The 20,498-nt window shown below is 42.0% G+C and carries 22 protein-coding genes and 1 other annotated feature; of the genes, 5 read left to right on the top strand and 17 right to left on the bottom strand.

Annotated features, from left to right (window positions below):
- Positions 1-197 precede the first annotated feature (197 nt).
- Both yfmH and yfmF read right to left on the bottom strand, forming a co-directional pair.
- Entirely contained in the window at positions 198-1,496 is a 1,299-nt protein-coding gene (gene yfmH, locus AEQ18_RS13690) for an EF-P 5-aminopentanol modification-associated protein YfmH (RefSeq protein WP_054116909.1), read from the bottom strand.
- Entirely contained in the window at positions 1,489-2,757 is a 1,269-nt protein-coding gene (yfmF, locus tag AEQ18_RS13685; protein ID WP_054116908.1) for an EF-P 5-aminopentanol modification-associated protein YfmF, read from the bottom strand. The genes yfmH and yfmF overlap by 8 nt, the downstream gene beginning before the upstream one ends.
- A 158-nt stretch (positions 2,758-2,915) precedes the next feature.
- Between yfmF and mscL the strand changes: the two genes are divergently transcribed.
- Positions 2,916-3,365, top strand: a complete 450-nt coding sequence (mscL, locus tag AEQ18_RS13680; protein WP_054116907.1) for a large conductance mechanosensitive channel protein MscL — start codon at positions 2,916-2,918, stop codon at positions 3,363-3,365.
- A gap of 24 nt (positions 3,366-3,389) precedes the next feature.
- On the opposite strand, the gene AEQ18_RS13675 is transcribed toward mscL, so the two are convergent.
- The 12 genes from AEQ18_RS13675 to AEQ18_RS13620 form a co-directional block, all read right to left on the bottom strand.
- On the bottom strand, positions 3,390-3,836 hold the full coding sequence (locus tag AEQ18_RS13675) for a GNAT family N-acetyltransferase (RefSeq protein ID WP_235505548.1): 447 nt from the start codon (positions 3,834-3,836) through the stop codon (positions 3,390-3,392).
- Positions 3,837-3,911: 75 nt separating this feature from the next.
- Entirely contained in the window at positions 3,912-4,157 is a 246-nt protein-coding gene (locus AEQ18_RS13670; RefSeq protein WP_054117044.1) for a Veg family protein, read from the bottom strand.
- 87 nt (positions 4,158-4,244) lie between these two features.
- On the bottom strand, positions 4,245-4,799 hold the full coding sequence (locus AEQ18_RS13665) for a sigma-70 family RNA polymerase sigma factor (protein WP_054116906.1): 555 nt from the start codon (positions 4,797-4,799) through the stop codon (positions 4,245-4,247).
- Between the two features lie 91 nt (positions 4,800-4,890).
- Entirely contained in the window at positions 4,891-5,409 is a 519-nt protein-coding gene (locus AEQ18_RS13660; RefSeq protein ID WP_054116905.1) for an NYN domain-containing protein, read from the bottom strand.
- The gene (gene rlmB / locus AEQ18_RS13655; RefSeq protein ID WP_054116904.1) at positions 5,409-6,224 is read right to left on the bottom strand and encodes a 23S rRNA (guanosine(2251)-2'-O)-methyltransferase RlmB; all 816 of its coding nucleotides are present in this window, start codon (positions 6,222-6,224) and stop codon (positions 5,409-5,411) included. The genes AEQ18_RS13660 and rlmB overlap by 1 nt, the downstream gene beginning before the upstream one ends.
- The gene (locus AEQ18_RS13650) at positions 6,178-6,612 is read right to left on the bottom strand and encodes a Mini-ribonuclease 3 (protein WP_054116903.1); all 435 of its coding nucleotides are present in this window, start codon (positions 6,610-6,612) and stop codon (positions 6,178-6,180) included. Before AEQ18_RS13650 ends, rlmB begins: the two co-directional genes overlap by 47 nt.
- Positions 6,609-8,018, bottom strand: coding sequence for a cysteine--tRNA ligase (gene cysS / locus AEQ18_RS13645; RefSeq protein ID WP_054116902.1), 1,410 nt, complete (start codon positions 8,016-8,018; stop codon positions 6,609-6,611). Before cysS ends, AEQ18_RS13650 begins: the two co-directional genes overlap by 4 nt.
- Positions 8,002-8,547 carry a serine O-acetyltransferase EpsC gene (gene epsC / locus AEQ18_RS13640; protein WP_054116901.1) on the bottom strand — a complete coding sequence of 182 codons (546 nt, stop codon included), beginning with the start codon at positions 8,545-8,547 and terminating at the stop codon, positions 8,002-8,004. Before epsC ends, cysS begins: the two co-directional genes overlap by 17 nt.
- A gap of 64 nt (positions 8,548-8,611) precedes the next feature.
- Positions 8,612-8,812 (bottom strand) — a binding site (T-box leader).
- Positions 8,809-10,266 carry a glutamate--tRNA ligase gene (gltX, locus tag AEQ18_RS13635; protein WP_054116900.1) on the bottom strand — a complete coding sequence of 486 codons (1,458 nt, stop codon included), beginning with the start codon at positions 10,264-10,266 and terminating at the stop codon, positions 8,809-8,811. It overlaps the preceding feature by 4 nt.
- A gap of 166 nt (positions 10,267-10,432) precedes the next feature.
- Positions 10,433-11,566 carry a PIN/TRAM domain-containing protein gene (locus tag AEQ18_RS13630; protein WP_054116899.1) on the bottom strand — a complete coding sequence of 378 codons (1,134 nt, stop codon included), beginning with the start codon at positions 11,564-11,566 and terminating at the stop codon, positions 10,433-10,435.
- Between the two features lie 129 nt (positions 11,567-11,695).
- The gene (gene radA / locus AEQ18_RS13625) at positions 11,696-13,066 is read right to left on the bottom strand and encodes a DNA repair protein RadA (RefSeq protein WP_054116898.1); all 1,371 of its coding nucleotides are present in this window, start codon (positions 13,064-13,066) and stop codon (positions 11,696-11,698) included.
- 44 nt (positions 13,067-13,110) lie between these two features.
- Positions 13,111-13,620, bottom strand: coding sequence for a hypothetical protein (locus AEQ18_RS13620; protein ID WP_054116897.1), 510 nt, complete (start codon positions 13,618-13,620; stop codon positions 13,111-13,113).
- A 192-nt stretch (positions 13,621-13,812) separates the two neighbouring features.
- Here AEQ18_RS13620 and proB point away from each other — a divergent pair, with 192 nt between their 5' ends.
- The gene (gene proB / locus AEQ18_RS13615; RefSeq protein ID WP_054116896.1) at positions 13,813-14,628 is read left to right on the top strand and encodes a glutamate 5-kinase; all 816 of its coding nucleotides are present in this window, start codon (positions 13,813-13,815) and stop codon (positions 14,626-14,628) included.
- A complete protein-coding gene (locus AEQ18_RS13610; protein WP_054116895.1) occupies positions 14,625-15,869 on the top strand; it encodes a glutamate-5-semialdehyde dehydrogenase in 1,245 nt (414 codons plus the stop codon). The genes proB and AEQ18_RS13610 overlap by 4 nt, the downstream gene beginning before the upstream one ends.
- Positions 15,870-15,928: 59 nt before the next feature.
- Here AEQ18_RS13610 and AEQ18_RS13605 read toward each other — a convergent pair whose 3' ends face one another.
- Positions 15,929-16,342, bottom strand: coding sequence for a DUF4809 family protein (locus AEQ18_RS13605; RefSeq protein WP_054116894.1), 414 nt, complete (start codon positions 16,340-16,342; stop codon positions 15,929-15,931).
- Positions 16,343-16,496: 154 nt separating this feature from the next.
- Between AEQ18_RS13605 and AEQ18_RS13600 the strand changes: the two genes are divergently transcribed.
- Positions 16,497-16,700: a hypothetical protein gene (locus tag AEQ18_RS13600; protein ID WP_054116893.1), complete on the top strand. Its 204-nt coding sequence runs from the start codon at positions 16,497-16,499 to the stop codon at positions 16,698-16,700.
- Positions 16,701-16,769: 69 nt separating this feature from the next.
- Here the strand turns inward: AEQ18_RS13600 and AEQ18_RS13595 are convergent, their stop codons facing one another.
- The gene (locus AEQ18_RS13595; RefSeq protein WP_054116892.1) at positions 16,770-17,588 is read right to left on the bottom strand and encodes a ZIP family metal transporter; all 819 of its coding nucleotides are present in this window, start codon (positions 17,586-17,588) and stop codon (positions 16,770-16,772) included.
- A 205-nt stretch (positions 17,589-17,793) separates the two neighbouring features.
- On the opposite strand from AEQ18_RS13595, the gene AEQ18_RS13590 reads away from it, so the two are divergent.
- Positions 17,794-19,416 carry an ABC-F family ATP-binding cassette domain-containing protein gene (locus tag AEQ18_RS13590; protein ID WP_054116891.1) on the top strand — a complete coding sequence of 541 codons (1,623 nt, stop codon included), beginning with the start codon at positions 17,794-17,796 and terminating at the stop codon, positions 19,414-19,416.
- A 57-nt stretch (positions 19,417-19,473) separates the two neighbouring features.
- Here AEQ18_RS13590 and AEQ18_RS13585 read toward each other — a convergent pair whose 3' ends face one another.
- Positions 19,474-20,349 carry a DegV family protein gene (locus AEQ18_RS13585; protein WP_054116890.1) on the bottom strand — a complete coding sequence of 292 codons (876 nt, stop codon included), beginning with the start codon at positions 20,347-20,349 and terminating at the stop codon, positions 19,474-19,476.
- Between the last annotated feature and the right edge of the window lie 149 nt (positions 20,350-20,498).

Genomic DNA, 20,498 nt, shown 5'->3' with positions numbered 1-20,498 from the left:
GAAAACCCATGGACCACGCTGCCTTCAACTCGCAAACAAAATTTAATACTTTTTATAAAAAATGGTAACTATTCATAATAAAAAGAATATCTTGACCAACATTTGACTGGGCATAGATGCTGCTTTACGCCTTCATCCAGTGTTTGGGTCAAAGATATTCAAAAATAACGGGTTTCACTCAACAACTAAATAAACGCTCATTTTGTTTCTGTCGGATACATATAAAAACGACTAAAGGCCTTTGGATCGACAAAAGACAGCCCGGCAGCTTTAACATCTGCTAAGGTGATGGATTGGATCACTTCCGGCAAGTCAAACAGTGTCGTGTCGCCAAACAGACTTTGGGTAAATTGATTGGCAATAAATTCTAGCGAATTCAACGATTGGAAATATTTACCCAACATTTTTTTCTTCAGTAAATCAAGATTTGCTTGATTGATCTCTGGATCTTCTCCAATACCCAACAAGATCTGTTCAATTTCTGCCAGCATGTCTTGCGGTGTTTCAGAATCTCCAGAAAAATCAGCAAAGTAAAAGCCGCGATCTAGATTGACTTCAAAACCAAAGGTATCATCGATGATGCTATCATCGTATAACCGCAGATAGTTGGCTGATGTATTGCCAAAGAGCATTTGGAATAACAGATTCAGTGCATTTTTGAAGCGCAGCAACTCCCGGCCATAAGTCGGTAGTTTATCTAGGTCACCTTTGATCCCTAGAACACCTTTTGCACGGGTGACTGGCATCTGCATGCTTGACTCTGGCATGATATCTGCTGCAGTTTCTGATGGAAATTGACGTATGATCGCTTTTGCTTCAGGAAAATCTTTATCTTTTTGGTTCTCTTTGATCCAAGTCATTGTTTCTTCTGGATCAATATTACCTACGATAAATAAGACCATGTTGCTAGGGTGATAGAACGTATTGTAGCAAAGGTAGAGGTCTTCGGCGGTGATATCTGCGATACTTGTCACAGTACCGGCAATGTCGATATGCAGAGGATGTTTGGGATATAGATTTTTAATGATCCCAAAGAACTGCTGCCAATTTGGATCATCATCATACATTTGGATTTCTTGGCCGATGATGCCTTTTTCTTTTTCGACAGTTTCTTCCGTGAAATAAGGGGCTTGGACAAAATCAAGCAAGGTCATCAAATTCTTCTGGATTTGATCTGTTGCTGAAAATAAGTAACTGGTTTTGGTAAAACTAGTAAAGGCATTTGCAGAAGCTCCTTGCTGACCAAATTTCTGAAAGACATCGCCATCTTCTTTTTCAAATAATTTGTGTTCAAGGAAGTGAGCGATGCCGTCAGGTACTTGTTTCAAGTCATCTGGATGATACCCGAAATGATTGTCGATCGACCCGTAATTTGTGCTAAATAGACCATAGGTTTTATGAAAATCAGCTTTGGGCAATAAGTATACCGTTAACCCATTATCTAAGACTTCTTCATACAGTGTTTCATTGATTTGCTGATAAACTTTTTTATTCATGCGTTGCCTCCTTATCTAAAAAGAACATCGCTTGCAGGTGCACTTGTTGTGCCAATCGCTTGACATCCGCGATACTGACATGTTCCAAACGCTGCATAAATGTGTCTTCGGTCATCTCAGAACCTGGCACCCATTGATTCAAGTAAGCTGTTTCGATCAATGCCTGCGGATTATCCAATGAAAGCAGATATTGATTTTTTAACATAGCTTTTGTTTGCGCTAATTCTTCCGCCGTTACTTCTCCTTGCTGCAAGCTTTGCAACTGTGCTTCAATCAACTGAAATGCTTGATCGCGGTTTTTGCCATCAATGCCTGTTTGGACGGATAGATAACCGCGAAATGTATCAATAGCGCTTGATGCGTAGTAGGCTAAGCTGGCCTTTTCTCGCACATTCATAAACAGTTTAGAGTGGGGAAAGCCACCAAAAAGTCCATTGAAGACCATTAAAGCGATTCGGTCTTCTTGATCATAATAGACACCTGTCTGATAGGCCAAGTTTAATTTTGCTTGCGTAATCGGTTCTCTGATGATTTTTTCGCGAATGACATTTTCAACTGGCTGTTGATAAAAAACATCCGTTTCTTTATCTGCTCGATCCGTAAATGGCAATTGTGCAAAGATTGTCTGAATCACTGCATCTTCTACATCACCGATCACAAAAATATCGATTTGGTCTTCAGTAAGCATTGCCTGATACGTTTGATATAATTCAGCCGCCGTAACGTCGATCAAATCTTCAGGGCGACCAAAGCTCGGGTATTTTTGGTGCGCATCATTGGCGAAATATAACTCTTGCAGCGCCAATGATGCTAACGCTTGCTTATCTTCTGCTACACTCTTCATGTATGAGATCAAATTGTTTTTTTCGATCGTGAAGTTTTTCTCGTCAAAAGCATCTCCTTGCGTATTCGGATGAAACAGCACTTGTTCAAGAAATGCTGCCGCTTCTGAAAACAATGTCGGATCAGCTACATATTTACCATTGACCAATGACATCGCTGCATTGATTTGATGGAGATTGCCTCGCTTATTCACATTCATACCAAAACTAGCGCCATATAATTCCGCCAATTTACTGCTAAAAGCTGTTTGGGTTGGATAGGCCAAACTTGTTGTTTCCAACAGGCTCGTTAACAATGTCCGTTTCGCTGTTTGCGCAACATTCAATGGCGCAGTGAAACGGACGAAAATACGAATCGTTTTATACTTTTTTGTTGGCAGTACCGTCAACCGGACGCCTTTTTTTAACTCGATCGTCATATGACACCCCTTCTAATAACAAAGATTATCTTCTCAATTATAGCATAGCCTGCTTGTTTTCTCCTTGAAACAAAGTTTGTCTTTTATTCGCGAGCGTTTTTTTTTATCATTCACCAGTTTTTCGCTATACTATGGGTAGAGTTTAGGAGGGAAATGTTATGATCAAAGAATTTAAAGAATTTATTTTGCGAGGCAATGTGCTTGATTTGGCGATTGGGGTCGTAATTGGGAGTGCCTTTACTGCTATCGTAACGAGTTTGGTCGAAGGGTTATTGACGCCGCTTGTTACATGGGTTCTATCGCTGTTTGGCAGCTCAGATGCCTTCGCAGGTCTTGTTTTATCACCAAAGGAAAATGTTGTGTTTGACTTTGGTCAAGTGATTAATGCTCTTATTACATTCTTGATTACGGCTTTTGTATTGTTCTTGATTGTCAAAGCAGTCAATAAATTGCGCAACTTGCATCCAGAAGAAGAGGAAGAAGCAGCACCAGAAATCACTGCTGAAGATTATTTAGAAGAAATTCGCGACTTGTTGAAAGCACAAGCGACTGGCTCTTTGCCAAATGAACAGTTGGATCAATTGTTTGATACAACGACAGACAAATAATCAAAAAAACGCCTTTGCCAAATCTTATGAATTGGCAAAGGTGTTTTTTCTCATACTGATATGCATGATACCGTCTTCTTGATACGGTGTACTGATTGCTTCAAAGCCATACTGTCCATAATAAGCTGCCAAATGTTCTTGGGCTTCGATCTGGATGTCGCGCATTGGATAAAGAACCTGAACCTGCTGCAAGATTTCCTGCAACAAACGATGGCCTTCTCCTTGCCCTCGATAAGCAGGTGCTACCAGCACGCGCCCAAAATGAACGACCTCGTCTTGTAAAAAGATCCGCGCATAAGAGATGATCATCTCTTGATCGTCGACTGACCATAAATGATACGCCCGCTGATCGATCGTATCGATCTCTTGATAGGCACATGCTTGTTCGACTACAAATACAGCCGTACGCACTTGCGCCAAACGGCAAAACGTATCAGCGGACATGTCTGCTAATCGTTTACATGTAAACACGCCACGTTCCCCTTTCTGAATGTGTCAAATGTAATCAAACAAAAAAGAGTCAACGATTTGTCAACTCTTCTGTCATCACACTGCTTCTGATAAAAATTCAATTTCAACTGTTCTTGTTAAGATGTCGGAGTAGCTGTAAGAAACGCGTTCAAATGAATTTTCATTTGGATCCAAATCTACGACAAAAACAGAAGGATATGTTTCTGTCAAAACACCGCGACGTTCGGTTTGACGCTTACGTCCAGTTTGAGCAACCAGCATAATCTCACTACCGATACGGCATTCTAAATCTTTCTTGATTGTTGCTAAAGTTGTTGGCATCGCATTCACCTCGAGCACCATCATACCACGAATGGCAGAAAATTTCAAGTTTACCACAAAAGAATTACACTTTCAATAAGTTTTTTATTAATCCATCATAATAAGCGCTATCATCTTTGATCTACCACGATTGAAAGCGCTTTTTATTTTGTCGTAAGGCAGCTTTTCTTGGGCAGCAATTTGTTCAAGTTCTAATCCTTTAAGGAAATTCATTATAACCAATCCTTCAAGTGTTGATAATCCTTTAGGGTAATTAGGCAGCGCATCATGAATGATCATTTGCGCTTCAATCCATTCTTTTTGTCGATTATTGTCTGTTAAAAAATGGCCGCCTTCATTGGCGATTTTTTCTTCTAGCGAGCAAGCTTCAGCCTGTGCTTTTCTTTTTTGCGCTTGTTGGATGCGCAGTAAACTACAAATACGATTTTCAAATGAGCGTTTGAACAAGACACCAATCGTTGTTCCTTTATCAGGATCATACGCCTTAAGACATTTATCAAAGATGATTCGTCCCTCTTGCAGCCAATCATCGAAATCGTAATCTCTCAAGAAGTATTTTTTGTGAAGAATTTCTACCACAGGCTGATACTTTCGAAACTTCTCTTCAAAATCATCTGAATATTGCCTTTCTTTACTTGCCATTTATGTCACTCCTTTTGTATGTGTTTGACTACAAAAAGAGCGTAACACAAATGGTTCCCCCACTTTCTCATTTACCAGATCATTTTTGTCCCTAACTCAAATCATGCAGCTTCTTGTTCAATTCTGCCAACTGTTCCGCAGTCCATGGCGAATTGCGGCGAAAGTCTGTAAAAGCAAGGTCTGTTTGATGCTGGTGGATATCCTTTTCAGTTTTTTCGATACTTTTGTAAAGTTCACGGGCAGATGTCCGTAAAGCCCCTTGAGAAAAAATCACCCACTGCTCGGCCAAATCACTTGTTGCCACAGTCACTTGTGTCAAGCGATTATTCAATTCACCGGCAACGCGTTCAATATAACTATCGGCAGTTTCGCCTTCTTCAGTAAAAATCACCTCTAGTTGGTACTTCGTGTAACTTTGGGTAACACCTGGGACCAACTGCGCATCAAAGACAACGATTATTTTTAATCCTTCGTATTTTGAATAATTGGATAAACGATGGAGCAAAGCCTCTCTTGCGTCTTCTAACCGATCTTGATTTTTTAACAGCACAAGTTCCGGCCATGCACCGATCATATTATACCCATCAACGATCAGCAGGGGATTCTTCATCAAGAAACCCCATTTCGACTCGTGTATGCTTGATACATCAACAAACCAGCGGCAACACTGGCATTCAAACTTTGGACATGTCCAGTCATCGGGATCGTCAACATTTGATCAACCTCTTTTTTGAGTCCTTCTCCCATGCCGCGGCCTTCATTGCCAATGATCAGACCGACAGACCCTTGGGCATTCCAAGTACGATAATCGCTGCCTGTCATGTCGGTGCCAAAAATCCAGAAACCGGCTTTCTTTAATTGTTGGACTGCTTGGGTCAGATTGGTGACCCGTGCCACTGGGACATGCTCTACTGCACCGGTAGAGGTTTTGACCACAACTGGGGTAATCCCGACTGCTCGATGTTTAGGAATAATGATGCCGTCAATGCCGCTTGCGTCTGCTGTTCTTAACATTGAGCCAAAGTTATGAGGATCTTCCAAATTATCCAAGATTAGGTAAATAGGGTTTTCTTTGGTCTGTTCCAGCAACTCATCAAGCGTCAAATATTGGTACGGGGTAATGGCCAATAACATGCCTTGATGCACCCCTTGATCACTCATTAGGTCCAATTTTTGTTTGGGCACCCATTTTACAGGTACCGCTTGTTCTCGCGCGGCTTCTTTCAAAGTATCAATTTTTTCTCCCCGTGCATCTTCTGATAGAAACAGTTTATTGCCTCGTCCTTCTTTTAAGGCTTCTGTTACTGCATGGAAACCGAAAACGAAATTGTCTTCAATCGCCTCATTGACTGTTTCTCTAGGACGTTCATTTTTGGGTTTAGCGTTTTTTTTGTTGGGGCGATTTCTTTGTTGTTTTTCTCGCATCATCTTCTCCTACTTTCTTAATACACCATTCTACAAGCTCGTCTAAGCGTTCTTTTTGTTCAGTCAGGTGCAAATACCCGATCAATGATTCAAAGCCTGTAGCAATGCGATAAGTGGTTATATCGGCATTTTTTGCACCAGTATGACTCTTGCTGTTTCGGCCACGGCGATAAAAATCATGTTCTTCTTCTGTCAGTATCTCATCATCTAGCATTTTTTGGATCAATGCCGCTTGCGCTTTGGCAGAAACATAATGGGTCGCCATGTGATGCAGCTGATTGGGCCTGGTCTGACCTTGTGACACTAAATAGTCGCGGATATAGACCTCATAGATTGCATCACCAACATAAGCCAATGCAAGACCATTCAATTGTTTATAATCTCTCATGCTTCTCTTCTCCATCTTGTTCCTTGTGCTGTATCTTCCAAAATAATGCCTTGTTCTTTCAACGTATCGCGGATTTGATCGCTACGGGCGAAATCTCTGGCTTGTCTGGCGGCGATCCGTTCATTGATCAACGTTTCAATATCTTCATCTAACAACGTATCCGTTACAAAGAAGATGCCAAAAATACTTAACCACTCACTGAATTTTGTGACTGCAGCATCTAAGATGGACAGATCCGTCGCCGGATCTTCTGTCGCTAGATTGATCCACTTCGCCAGTTCATATACGACGGTGATACCATTGGCTGCATTGAAATCATCATCCATCTCTGCAATAAATCGCGCTTCGAAATCGGCCAAAACGGGAATGTCTTCGGTGATCGTTTCATTGATATCGCTATTTGCCAATCTGAAACGTGCATTTTCATAAGTCGTGCGCAATTTTTGAAGATTGGTTTCCGCTTCTCTGACGGTGGTTTCACTGTATCTGATTGGTCGGCGGTATTGGGTCGTTGCCAAAAAGAAACGTAATACTTGCGGATCGATTTGTTGAACCATCTCATGGACAGTCACGAAGTTGCCCAATGATTTACTCATTTTTTCATCTTGCTCACCGATCGTGACATACCCGTTATGCATCCAATAATTGGCAAACGTATGGCCGGTTTTGGCTTCACTCTGGGCGATTTCATTTTCATGATGGGGGAAAGTCAAGTCTTGTCCGCCCCCGTGGATATCGATTGTATCCCCTAAGTGTTTCGTCGCCATTACAGAACATTCGATATGCCAGCCTGGACGTCCAGGTCCCCATGGGGAATTCCATGAAATATCACCTTCTTTGGCTGCTTTCCACAAAGCAAAGTCCAAAGGGTCTTCTTTGATACGTTGTTCATCGCCGGTGCGTTGACTTGCACCTACTTCTAATTCATCAATGGATTGATCGCTCAATTGGCCATAGGAAGCAAATTTGCGTGTACGGTAATAAACATCGCCTTGTACCGGATAGGCATAGCCTTTTTCAACAAGGACGGCGATAAACGCCACGATGTCTTCAATATGGTCCATCACCCGAGGGTTCATCGTAGCCGGTTTGACATTCAGCGCTGCTGTATCTTCGTTGAACGCTGCAATAAAGCGTTCTGCAACAACTGGTGCTGTTGTTTCTAATTCTTTGGCTGCGCGAATGATTTTATCATCCACATCCGTAAAATTCATCAAATAGTCAACTTCATAGCCCCGATATTCAAAATAACGGCGGATCGTATCGAAGGAAACAGTACTGCGACCATTACCAATATGGATATAGTTGTAGACAGTCGGTCCGCAAACGTACATCTTGACTTTATTTTCGACTAATGGTTGAAACGCTTCTTTTTTACGTGTCAATGTATTATAGATTTTGATCATCTTGATCTACCTTCTTTCCTTTGATTCGTGCTACTTTTGCCGGGATACCGACAGCAGTCGCTTCTGCTGGGATATCTGTCAATACGACTGCACTGGCGCCGATTTTTGCGCCTTCGCCTATGGTCACCGGCCCTAATATTTGGGCATGTGCGGATATAAACGCCCCTTTTTTGATTGTGGGATGCCGTTTGCCGCGATCTTTACCTGTGCCCCCCAATGTCACACCATGGAACAGTACGACATCATCTTCTACGATCGCTGTTTCGCCGATCACAACACCCATGCCGTGATCGATAAAAACCCCTTGTCCGATCTGTGCCCCGGGATGAATCTCGATCCCTGTCAGAAAACGCCAAAATTGGGCAGTCACTTTGGCTATGAAATACAACCGATGACGAAATAAAAAGTGCGTCCATCGATGCCAAAATAATGCATGAAAACCTGGATAGGTCACCACGATTTCCAATGTTGAGCGTGCGGAAGGATCATATTTTTTTGTCGCTGCGATTGCTCTTTTGAACCAAGTCATCTTCTCACCTGCTTTATGCTCACTTTATGTACAAAAAAAGCGTCTTTCAAATAAGTTTCCTTATCCAAAAGACGCTTTCTTGCGTGGTTCCACTTTTGTTTGCAGACAACTTGTCTGCCTCAAAGCGGGTAACGTTCGCTAGGCCGTCTTTGACTTGCGTCAAAGCCACTCATAGGTGCATTTCCTACTCTTTTATGATCACTTCCACCACCCGTGATCTCTCTAAAATAAAAGCAGCAGTACTTCGTCTATTCTTTGTGTTTATAATACGTTATTCAAATGATCAAGGGCTTTTTCTTTCCCTAATAATTCAACGGTATCCGGCAATTCTGGTCCATGGGTTTGACCTGAAACAGCCACACGGATCGGCATAAACAAATTTTTGCCTTTGATGCCTGTTTCTTTTTGGATCTCTTTGATCGCTGCTTTGACTGCTGCAGCTTCTACAACAGGCATTGCCGTTAACTTTTCTTTGAAAGCTTCTAAGACTGTTGGCACTGTTTCGCCAGCCAATACTTCTTTTGCTGCATCATCTAATACTGGATGTTCCTCAAAGAATAAATCGGACAACGCAACGATTTGCGCGGCATAACTCATTTGCGGTTGATACAATGAAACGATTTTTTGCAGCCATTCTTGTTTCTCAGCAGCAGTTGCTTCATCGATACGTCCCGCTTTGACTAAATAAGGCACACACATCTCCGTCAATTCTTTCAAGTCCATTTGTTTCATGTATTGGTTGTTGACCCACTCTAATTTCTTCGCATCAAAGGCGGCAGGTGATTTGCTTAAGCGTTCTGGGTCAAAAATCTTGATCAATTCATCTTGAGAAAAGATTTCTTCTTCCCCAACTGGTGACCAGCCCAATAATGCAATAAAATTGAACATCGCTTCAGGCAAATAACCTAGTTCGCGGTATTGTTCGATAAATTGTAAAATTGATTCATCACGTTTGCTTAGTTTTTTACCTGTTTCACTGTTGATGATCAAGGTCATATGACCAAATTCTGGTGCTTGCCAGCCAAAAGCTTCATAGATCATCAATTGTTTCGGTGTATTCGCAATATGATCATCCCCACGCAATACATGGGTGATTTTCATATGGTGATCATCGACAGCTACTGCAAAGTTATACGTTGGCATACCATCACGTTTTTGAATAACAAAATCGCCGCCAACATTATCAGATTCAAAGACGATCTCGCCTTTGACCATGTCATGAAACTTATATTCCGTATTGCGAGAAACCCGGAAACGAATGACAGGTTCCAATCCTTGCGCTTCTTTTTCAGCTTGTTCTTCAGGCGTCAAATTGGCACAGGTTCCGCCATAATGCGGCATTTCTCCACGCGCTCTTTGGCCTTCTCTTTCCGCTTCTAATTCTTCTTCCGTACAGTAGCACTTATACGCACGGTTGCTTGCAAGCAGTTGATCGATCAACGGTTGATATAGCTCACCGCGTTCTGATTGACGGTAAGGGCCGTAAGCACCTGGTGCAGCAGGAGATTCATCCCAATCCATTCCTAGCCATTTCAGGTTTTCTAACTGGCTTTTTTCACCGTCTGCAATATTTCTTTTTTGATCCGTATCTTCGATGCGGATGATAAAATCACCATCGTTGTGACGGGCAAATAAATAGTTGAATAAAGCCGTCCGGGCATTGCCGATGTGTAGATGTCCTGTTGGACTTGGCGCGTAACGTACACGTACTTTCGTCATTGTCTTCCTCTTCCTTCATCTCATTTTCAAACAATTGCTATTGTTTGAACACTTATTGGTCTGCTTATCACATGTTTGATAACAAACAGGACCCTCAGCTAGAATTGTACAATCAATAGCCAAAATAGTAAAGGCAACTGGCATATTTTACGCCAGCTGCCTTAGATTATTTGTCTGATTTCGTGGAATCATGGTTATCGATGCCACGTCCCGAGTGGGCTGGTTTAGCAAAAATCATTCGCCCAGCTGCTGTCTGCAACGCACTTGTGACAACAACATCAATATGTTCATTCATGTAATGTTGACCGTCTTCAACTACTACCATGGTTCCGTCATCAAGATATGCCACCCCTTGTTGACGCTCAGTACCAGCTTTCACGACGAGTACATGCATGTTTTCACCTGGGATCACTACCGGTTTGACCGCATTAGCCAACGCATTGATATTTAAGACCGGTACATTTTGAAACTCAGATACTTTGTTCAAATTATAGTCATTGGTCACAACGATACCATCTAACAATTTGGCTAACTTGATCAATTTACTGTCGACTTCAGAAATATCTTCAAAGTCGCCTTCATACATCTCAACTTCAATACCATCTTCTTTTTGCAGCGCGTTGAGAATATCCAAGCCTCTGCGCCCACGAACACGTTTCAAGCTATCACCAGAATCAGCAATATATTGTAGTTCATATAAGACAAAATTAGGAATCAATAGAACGCCTTCTAAAAAGCCCGTCTTGGCTATATCATAAATACGGCCATCGATGATCACACTGGTATCTAGAATTTTATACTTATGAAAATGATCCGCAAATTTCCGTTCCAGCATTTGCTGTTCTTCTTGGGTCTCAGTTTTCTTATTTTTTGGTGCAAAAACTTTCTTCCATTCATCGATACGTGTCGTACCGATTTGGAATCCTAGATAACCCAACAAAGCCATCACCAAGATAGGTGCTATCCCGTTGATAAAGGGAATATCCCAATTGTAAAAAGGGATTGAAACAATGACCCCTATCATTAATCCGATAATGGCACCTATTGCACCAAAAAGCAGATATGTGAGACTCAGTTCACTTAATTTTTCTTCAATTTTACGAATACCGGCTGCAACATATTTTGCTAATAGTAAAGATAATAAAAAGAAAATAAGGGCTCCAAGCAAACTATTAGTAATATTATTATTCAGCCATTGATTTTGGTTCTGCCCGATGGTCTGCCAAGCAATGGGCATCAATGAAATCCCCAGACTTGCTCCTGCCAGCACCATGAGTGCGGTAATGACTCGTTTCTGCATACAATTTCCTCCATACTCACATTTATTTCCATCAAATGCCAAAGTTCCGGCAATTATTTGCTGCTATCGAAAGGGAACATCGGCCAGAATCAAGCGGTAGGCTTGATTCTATATGATATTCAGACAAAGTTAGCGAAAAACTTTGCGCAAGGTTTCTGACAAAGTTGATACACCTTCTACTTCGATACCTTTGGGCGGCTTCCAGCCAGATAAATTATTTTTTGGCAAGTAGACTTTAGTGAAGCCTAATTTTTGCACTTCTTTTACGCGCTGCTCAATGGCATTTACCCGACGAATCTCACCGGTCAAACCGATCTCACCGATAAAACATTCGGTCGGACTGGTACCTTTTTCTTTATAACTAGAGGCGATACTGATCGCAATCGCCAAATCGATCGCTGGCTCATTTAATTTTACACCACCAGCTGCTTTTAGGTAGGCATCTTGATTTTGCAAAAGCAAACCAGCTCGTTTTTCCAATACAGCCATGATCAATGACACCCGATTGAAATCCAAACCAGTCGTCGTTCGCTTGGCATTGCCAAACATTGTTGGTGTGACTAAAGCTTGGATCTCGACCAATATAGGGCGACTGCCTTCCATTGCGACTACAATAGCTGATCCAGTCGCACCTTCTAATCGTTCTTCAAGAAAAACCTGTGATGGATTGGCTACTTCTTTCAAGCCACCTTCTTCCATCTCGAAAATACCAATTTCGTTGGTGGAACCAAATCGATTTTTGACAGCCCGTAAAATTCGGAAGCTATGATGCTTTTCACCTTCAAAATACAGGACGGTATCAACCATATGTTCTAACATTCGTGGCCCTGCAATCGATCCTTCTTTGGTGACATGGCCAACAATAAATATGGCAATACCATTGGTTTTAGCCAATTTTAAAAGCTCCGCTGTCGTTTCTCGTACTTGACTCACACTCCCTGCCACGCTTGTGATGTCGGGTTGCGTCATGGTTTGGATCGAATCAATGATCACATAATCTGGGCGAATCGTATCGATTGCCTTACTGATTTCTGACATATCCGTTTCTGGATATAGATAAAACTCAGTATCGATCGCGCCCAAACGTTCTGCACGCATTTTGATTTGTTCCGCACTTTCTTCTCCCGAAACGTATAGAACTGTTCCGCCAATTGCTGCCAATTGCTGTGATACTTGCAGCAAGAGCGTAGATTTTCCGATTCCAGGATCGCCACCGATCAGAATCAAAGAACCCGGCACGACTCCGCCACCCAAGACACGATTCAATTCGGCTAAGCGCGTCTGCACACGCGGTTCTTTTTTCGGCACAACATCTGCGATTTTCGTGGGTTGCATCCGTTGCCCCGTCAATGTGGTTCTTACCCGACGATCCGTGTTTTCTTGGATCACTTCTTCTACCATCGAATTCCAACTACCGCAATTTGGACATTTACCCAAATACTTAGGCGAACTGTATCCACAGTGTTGACAGACAAATTGACTTTTTGCTTTTTTTGCCATCTATTTCCTCCATGATCTACATTTATCCGACTAGTTGAATTAAGCTATTGATTAGAGGAACCGAAGCCGCCTTGACGGCTATTGGTCGTCACATCTTGATCTGCTTTTAAAAATGGCAAGAAAATCCCTTGCCCGATACGTTCACCTTTTTTGATTTCCAAATCTTTAGGACCAAAATTGGTGAATTGAAACATGATATGTCCTTCATTATCGGGATTATTATAATAATCACTGTCAATAACGCCGACACCATTTGTTAATACCAAAAAACGCTTCAACGGATTACTCGATCGATTCGTCAATTGTAAATACTCATCGTTCCCCATATAAGCCTTGATGCCCGTTGATACCAATGTTGGTTTCAGCTGTTTTTCATTCTCTTTATCAAAGATTGCTTTCACACCATCTATGAGTCCGGCTTTCCAGATACTTGGAATCACCATGTCTTCAGCTGCTTCAAAATCATAGCCAGCAGCATGATGCGTTGCCCGTTGCGGCAACTGGATATTTTTTTCTTGATAATCAGTAACGATCTCAAATCCTCGTAATTTCATAGACGCCTCCAATAATTAATAAAACATATAGTTATTTTAGCATAGGACAGCTGATTTTCTTCATGTAAAACACAATTATCGGAAAGTCTTTACAAATTCTTCTCATCCACACAATAAAATGTGAAAAAAGAGCATGACGAATCTGGCTTTTGCTAGTACAATAGTAAAAATATCAAAAAAAGGCGGTGACCTATGCGGGAGTCTTTACAATCCAAAAAACGAATCGTTGTCAAAATCGGTACAAGTTCATTGATTTACCCTAACGGCAATATCAATTTGTCGGGCATCGATGAATTGGCCTTCGTATTAACCGATCTGCAAAACCAAGGAAAAGAAATTATTTTGGTTTCATCAGGAGCCATTGGTGTCGGGATGAATAAACTGAACGTGAAAGAACGACCAAGAGAAATCCCAGAGCAGCAGGCAGTAGCGGCAGTTGGTCAATCAGAGCTGATGACTATTTATAATCAACGGTTTCAAACATATAGCCAACAAACAGCACAGTTACTCTTGACCCGTGATATCATTGAGTTCCCTCAAAGCCGACAAAATGTCTGTAATACCCTTGAACAACTTATCGCTATGGGGATCATTCCTATCATCAATGAAAATGACACTGTGGCTGTCGATGAATTAGACCATTTAACAAAATTCGGCGACAATGATCAATTATCCGCAATCGTGGCCGAATTGATAGACGCTGACCTATTGATCATGCTGTCTGATATCGATGGATTTTATTCGGCAAATCCCCTCACAGACAAGACGGCGAGACTGTATGATGAGATCCGTGAAATCACACCCGCACTTTTAGCGCAAGCCACTGGCAAAGGCAGTCCTTATGGGACCGGCGGAATGACCAGTAAGCTGAAAGCTGCGCAACGAGTACTTGCCAGCAATAGTCAAATGATTCTGGCCAATGGCAAACAGCCTAAAATGATCTTTGAGATATTGGCTGGTAATCAATTGGGTACCTATTTTTACAGACTAGAGGAGGAACATGCATGATTGATTTGACAAAGATTGGCCAACAAGCCCAAAAAAGTGCCCATGAATTAGGACTGCTTTCAACAAAAGACAAAAACAATTTGTTATTGCAGATGGCCGATGCGATTGAACGCAACACTGAGATGATTCTTGTTGCGAACGAACAAGACCTCGAAGCTGCGCGGCTGCAAAAGACCACGCCGACATTGTTGGATCGTTTAACCTTAACGCATGCACGCATTTTGGAAATGGCAAACGGAATGATAGAAGTCGCGCAATTACCTGATCCAATTGGACGCGTCGATCAAATGTGGCGCAATGCGGACGATCTGCTGATCGGTCAGCAAAGAGTGCCGCTGGGGGTCATTGGTATTATTTATGAGGCGCGGCCGAATGTAACCACAGATGCGGCCAGTCTTTGTTTTAAATCAGGCAATGCAGTGATTCTGCGTGGCGGAAAAGAAGCTTTTTATTCCAATCAAGCCTTAGTGGCTGTTTTACAGCAATCTCTAACTGACAATGGTGCTTCCCCCCATGCCATTCAATTCATTACCGATACTAGTCATGAAACAGCAGCTGAAATGATGCGTCTCAATAAGTACATCGATGTTTTGATTCCGCGAGGCGGTGCCGGATTGATCAAACGGGTCAAAGAAACTGCCACTGTGCCCGTGATTGAAACCGGTACGGGCAATAATCATGTCTATATCGATCAAGGTGCGCAGTTGCCCATGGCCTTGTCGATCGTGATCAATGCCAAAATCCAACGGCCCTCTGTCTGTAATGCGATCGAGACAATTCTTGTCCATGAAGCTGTAGCGGAAGCTTTTTTGCCGCTTTTAGCGGAACAAATAGCTGATCAAGTTGAATTACGGGGAGACGAAAAAGCCCGGGCTATTTTGCCCCAGGCTGAAGTTGCCACTGAAGAAGATTGGGCAACCGAATTTTTAGATTATATTTTGGCAATCAAAGTGGTTTCTTCACTAGATGAAGCCATCACACACATCAATCATTACAATACAAAACACTCAGAGGCCATCGTGACAGATGACTATTTTGCTTCGCAACGTTTCTTGAAAGAAGTGGATGCCGCAGCTGTCTATGTCAATGCTTCCACGCGATTCACAGATGGTTTCATGTTTGGATTTGGTGCAGAGATCGGTATCTCGACTCAAAAATTGCATGCACGAGGACCGATGGGTTTAGAAGCATTAACATCAACCAAATACGTGATTTACGGAGAAGGTCAGACCCGTTCATGATCTGGTCTTCCCCTTCGTACAACCCCCGCATTTACCATTTAGGCTATGCGGGGGTTTTGTTACTTCGTTACGTGTACCTCTTGATTCTGGTGTACAAAAGTCAGCGGTTCAATTTTGAATAATGCCAGTAATATCTGATTGGTCTGTTCGAAGATCTGTGCCTCTGTCATCTTTTTCGGACAAATAACTGTTTGGTCAGTGGTAGCAAATCGTGCATCGCGAAAGTTCTCGCTAAAGCGCACTTCCTGCGTGCCTTTTTGGTATATCAGCCCTTCCTCTTCTTCTAACCATAAACGCGTCTGCCAATGATTGACTTGAGCGATTGGCATGATCAAGGATCCGCAGTCCAATTGCTCTAATGCATATTCACGACCGTTGTCTAGCTGCATAGTAAACGTTCGTAGTGCGAAGGGTACGCAAGCATTACAGCCGCCTTCTGTTATCACTTCTTTACTTTTGATGATTGCCTTCATTACAACTTTCCTCCTTTATTTTATTATTCATGTTTAGTTTATCACAAATTGTCTGGCTGACGACTTAGGGAAAATTCCGTCTAAAGTTGGATGTGTGAAAAGGAAAATCTTGATATGCTAAGGATAAGTTAAAAACCATTTAGGAGGATTCACTATGAATACACAAAGTTTATTCGGAAAAATCGTTGCTGTCGTGGCCGTTTTGATTTTAGCATCTGCTGTTCTATCGTTAGTTTTAGGACTGATTGGCGGCTTGATTGGCTTGATCTTCCGCTTTGGGATCCCATTACTGATCGCCATTTGGATCGTTCGCTGGCTGACAGCTGTTCGTCAACGCCCAAGAAAATACTACCGCTAATCTCTTTACACAATAAAACCAGTGATCGCTGCAAGATTTCTCTAAGCAGCGATCACTGGTTTTATTTAATTATCCTAATGCAACATCCAAAATCATCATCAAAATAAAGCCCAGCATCACACCAAAAACAGCAAAATGACGCCGACTCGTCAAAGTTTGTTGCGCTTCCGGAATCAATTCTTCCACCACCACATAGATCATCGCACCCGCAGCAAATGCTAGTGCATAGGGTAAGACCGCAGACATACTTGTAACCAACAATGCACCAATCACACCCGCAATTGGCTCAACGATACCTGATGCCTGTCCATAGACAAACGCTTTTTTGCGGCTAAGTCCTTCTTGTCTTAAAGGAATCGACACTGCAGCACCTTCTGGAAAATTTTGGATCCCAATCCCAATCGCTACTGATAATGCCGCTAGAACAGCGGCTCTAGGATCATCCGCACTGGCAGCAGCACCAAAGGCAACACCAACAGCTAAACCTTCCGGAATATTGTGCAACGTGATTGAAAAGACAAGCAAAATCGTTCGCTTGAGATGGCTCGGCAGTCCTTCTGTTTCATGATTTGGACCAAAATGCATATGCGGCAGTGTTTTATCAGCAGCATATAAAAACAAGCCACCCAAACCAAAACCGATACTCACAACCAGCCAAGGGATATCACCGTTTTCCTGAGCGCGAGCAATTGCTGGGTCCAACAGTGACCAAAAGCTTGCAGCGATCATCACACCTGAAGCAAATCCCAACATCGTATTTAATACATTTTTGTTGATTTCTTTGAAAAAAAATACCAAGGCAGCACCCAAGGCCGTCATTGCATAGGTGAATGCCGTTCCAGCCAAGGCTTGTTGCCATGGAGACAAACTGACAAGCCAATCAACCATTTTTCGTCCTCCTAATAAATAGCTCTTACATTTACTCTAGCACAGGAGATGAATCGGTTCTACTATCAAGCTAAACTATGGATGATTTTTTGACAACTTTGTTCGTGAATGCCGATTTAATCCACAGGTTTACTTGAAAGTTTCAACATTCATCGCTATAATGCTAGAAGACTCCATGTCAATCTATATAAAGTGAGGAAAAGAATTGATTACAGTAAGTGATGTAAGTTTGCATTTTTCAGACCGCAAACTATTTGACGATGTTAATATTAAATTTACGCCTGGTAATTGTTATGGTTTGATTGGTGCAAATGGTGCTGGTAAATCAACTTTTTTAAAAATATTATCTGGTGAGATCCAGCCGTCAACAGGCAATGTATCTTTAGGTCCTGATGAACGGATGGCTGTCTTGAAACAGAACCATTATGATTATGAAGAATATGCAGTGATTGAAACAGTCATCATGGGCCATAAGCGCCTCTACGAAGTGATGAAAGAAAAAGATGCCATCTACATGAAAGAAGATTTTACAGATGAGGATGGCATACGCGCTGCTGAACTAGAAGGTGAATTTGCTGAGCTTGATGGATGGGAAGCTGAGCCAGAAGCAGCGGTTCTTTTACAAGGATTGAATATCCCTGAGGAATTGCATCATCTGCAAATGAAAGAATTAACGGCCGGGCAAAGAGTCAAAGTTTTGTTGGCACAAGCTTTATTCGGTAAACCTGATGTTCTCCTGCTAGATGAACCTACGAATGGTTTAGATATCCAATCGATCAACTGGTTAGAAGAATTTTTGATCAACTTTGAAAATACAGTCATCGTTGTATCTCATGACCGCCACTTCTTAAATAAAGTTTGTACCCACATGGCTGACTTAGATTTTGGCAAAATCAAACTATTCGTTGGGAATTATGATTTTTGGTTAGAATCTAGTCAATTGGCTGCAAAATTACAATCACAATCAAATGCAAAAAAAGAAGAGCAAATCAAAGAGTTGCAAGACTTTATTGCACGTTTCAGCGCCAATGCGTCTAAATCAAAACAAGCAACCTCTCGTAAAAAAATGTTGGATAAAATCACCCTTGATGACATCCAACCTTCATCTCGCCGTTATCCTTTCGTTGGTTTCAAACCAGAAAGAGAGATCGGGAATGATCTATTACAAGTGGACAATGTCAGTGTCACCATTGATGGCAAGCAAATTCTCAGCAATATCTCTTTCACATTGAACAAAGATGATAAAGTTGCGTTTGTAGCAAATAGTGATATTACAACCACCACTTTGTTCAAAGTAATCATGGGTGAGATCACCCCTGATACAGGCAGCGTCCGCTGGGGTGTAACAACACAACATGCTTACTTGCCTAAAGACACCACCACCGAATTTGATACCGACATGCCAATCGTTGATTGGTTGCGTCAATATGCTGGCAAAGAAGAAGATGACAACACCTTCTTACGCAGCTTCTTAGGTCGGATGCTCTTTTCTGGTGATGAAGTATTGAAACCTGTCAACGTCCTTTCCGGAGGCGAAAAGGTCCGTTGCATGCTGTCTAAACTGATGTTATCGAAAGCCAATGTGCTGGTATTAGATGATCCGACCAATCACTTGGATTTAGAATCGATCACTGCTCTAAATGATGGTTTAATGGCCTTTACCGGATCATTGCTGTTTGCTTCTCATGACCACCAATTTATCCAAACATTAGCGAACCGGATCATTGCGGTTTCTAGTAAGGGTGTCGTGGATCGTGCCGAAACGACTTATGATGAGTTTTTAGAGAACAAAGATGTTCAAAAAAGAGTTGCTGAATTAAATAATTAAACAAGAAAGCCAGTTGAACATTCAGGAATGCTCAACTGGCTTTCTTTATGGTTGACTTTAAGCACTAGCTACACGACTTGTGCCGAATGAAAAAACTGCAAGACAACCATACCCGGTATGACTAGATATCGTCGGACCTAGTGGGTAATGATAAATATCAACATCTGGAATTTTTTCACGCAAACTTGCAATCACTTTATCAGCGGCCTCATCATCGCCAGCATTCGCAATGTAGACAGTCCTTGTTTGTGTTGCTTGCAGATTGGCTATCGTATGATCGACAATGTTCTGGATTGATTTATTGCGCCCCCGCACTTTATCCACATTTCGCAGTTTTCCATCCATATCCACGGTGATGATCGGTTTGACATTCAATAAGCCGCCAATTGCCGCTGCAGTTTTAGAGATCCGTCCTCCTCGTTCCAACTGCTTCAAATCATCCACTGTCACCCAGGAATCAACTTGCATTTTGTGTTCTTCGACCCATTGGCTCACTTCCAGCAATGAAGCCCCTGCTGCTTTACGCTTGGCTGCCTCCGCAACCAAAAGCCCTTCACCTAAACTCGCTGATTTCGTATCGATCAGTGAAATATTGACTGTTTCGTATTCCTCTTTCAGTAATGCCACAGCTTGTACAGCACTTTGAAAAGAACCACTCATTCCTGAAGAAAAACCTAAATATAAAATAGGTGTTCCTGCATCTACATATGGACGAAAATGTTCCATATAGCGACCTACATTAATCTGAGATGTAGTCGGTTGTGCATGTTCTTTTAATTTTGCTAAAAACCAATCTGTATCAAAAGATTGACCCATATCATCCGTATACTCTTTCCCCTCTAACGCAACTACCATCGGAATATAAGCGACATCTAGTTCAGCCAATCGTTCCGCAGGTAGGTCACAACAAGAATCAGTTATCAATTGAAACATGATTCCACCCCTTTCATATCATTTATTATAGCAAAAAAAGCACAAGACAAAAGCATTCTCTCGCGTTGAAGCAAATGAAACAGCTGTTTTTTTGCTTTTCTGACGTGATTCATACATTATCTTGTGCTGTGCCGCTATTCGACACTGTT

Origin of the sequence: Enterococcus sp. RIT-PI-f (genome assembly GCF_001297065.1) — a bacterium.
GTDB lineage: Bacteria > Bacillota > Bacilli > Lactobacillales > Enterococcaceae > Enterococcus_D.
This window is presented reverse-complemented; position numbering and strand designations above follow the sequence as displayed.